This is a genomic window from Dietzia cercidiphylli, assembly GCF_014145145.1.
Classification (GTDB): domain Bacteria; phylum Actinomycetota; class Actinomycetes; order Mycobacteriales; family Mycobacteriaceae; genus Dietzia; species Dietzia natronolimnaea.
In genome coordinates this window covers 1-1,691 of sequence record NZ_JAALEA010000256.1, presented here as the reverse complement: position 1 = coordinate 1,691, position 1,691 = coordinate 1, and the positions used below count along the sequence as shown (strand labels likewise).

Annotated in this window: 1 protein-coding gene and 1 pseudogene; one reads left to right on the top strand and one right to left on the bottom strand. The window is 71.1% G+C overall.

The window, feature by feature from the left end:
• Nucleotides 1–645: pseudogene (locus G6028_RS09730) on the bottom strand (hypothetical protein); the annotation flags it as partial.
• Between the two features lie 60 nt (nt 646–705).
• On the opposite strand from G6028_RS09730, the gene G6028_RS09725 reads away from it, so the two are divergent.
• On the top strand, nt 706–1,691 hold a 986-nt coding region (locus G6028_RS09725), incomplete at its 3' end, for an LssY C-terminal domain-containing protein (RefSeq protein ID WP_241730663.1).

Below are 1,691 nucleotides of genomic sequence, written 5' to 3'. Positions count from 1 at the left end.
CAGCGCCACCATCACCTGCCAGATCTCCGCGCTGAAGAACAGGAAGAGCACGGCCAACATGAGGACCGGCAGGACCCGGGCCACCATGTGGCCCATGGTGCCGAGCTCGCGCCGGACCCGCCGCGCGGCCCAGCGCACCAGCGAACCCACACCGATGTAGGTACCCACCAGCACCCCCGCCAGGAGGAGCGAGGTGGTGGCCGGGCCGGGGCCGTCGTGGGCCTCGAAGGTGAGAGGTGCCGCCACGACGAGGGCGACCGCCGAGACGAGACCGACGACCGAGCCGGACACCCGGTCCAGGCGTCGCACCACGCGGGCCACCAGCCACCCGATCAACGGCGCGGCGGCGAACAAGCCGAGCGCCAGCAGGAGCAGCAGGATGATCGGATCTGTGATCCCGATGTCGTCCAGCTCCGGTGAATCCTCACCGACCCGCTCGAGCAGGGCCACCGCGTAATCGTTCGAGCGGTCCAACGCGGAGAGACCCGACGTGGCCACCGCGAGACCGGCGCTGACTCCGGCGGAGCGGATGAGTATCTCGCGAGACCGCGTGGACGGGACGATCATCAGCGGCAGTCCCAGCGACCGCAGGTACTCCTCGTGGACACCCCGGCTGCTGGCCGGGGTCGGATCGGGCGTGGGCACGGGGACATTCTGGCAGTCATCGCGGTCCGCACGGCCGGTACCGCCTACTATCGTCTAGCCATGTCCACCAGTGAGCGAGCGGTGCAGACGCCCGGCGCGGAGCGGTCCGCGCCGACCGCGCCCCCGGTCTACGCCCGCCTGCCGTCCAAGGTGCGGGACGACGACGTGCGGCCGGCGCTGCCCGGCCAGGTCGTCGACACCGTGTTCTTCACCCTGGCCACCCTCGCGGCCGGATGGCTCGGCTGGCGGCTGTTGGACGACGTGTGGCGCCACACCTGGTGGCATCTGTTCCTCCTGATCCCGTTCTGGGCACTGGTCGCCTATCTGGTCCTGCCCCGGCTGCAGACGCTGATCACCTCGGTGTACGTGCCGGGATACTTCATCGCGCGGACCCGGACATCGGACGGGTTGCTGGGGGACCCGGTCAACCTGGCCGTCGACGGCACCGCCCGTCAGATCCACGAGACCATGACGGCCTGCGGGTGGGTGCTGGCCGACGACATCACGGTCCGGTCCTCCTGGGGCATCATCATGTCCTCGGTGCTCCGGCGGTCCTACCCCTCCGCGCCGGTGAGCCCCCTGCGGCTCTTCGGACGCAGGCAGTGTCTGGCCTACCAGCAGGAGGTCGAGGGCAACGCCGCGCAACGGCACCACGTCCGGTTCTGGCGGTGCCCAGACGGGTGGCTGCTGCCCGGCGGCCACCGCGTGCAGTGGCTCGGGGCCGGCACCTACGACCGGGCCGTGGGGTTGTCGCTGTTCACCCTCCAGGTGACGCACAAGATCGACGCGGATATCGACGTGGAGCGCGACTACATCGTGGACTCGATCCGCTACCACGTCCCCGCCGCGGGTGTTCGGGTGCTCGAGAACTTCTCCGCCGGCTACCACTCCCGCAACGGCGGGGGTGACGCGATCCGCACCGACGGTGACCTACCGGTGGTGGACCTGAGGTCCGTGCCGGTCCCCGAGGCGTCGGCGGCCGGGCTCCCGGCCGGGGTGGTGCGGGCCGCCCGCGGGTACGACGACCCCCAGGCGGAGGGCGGGCT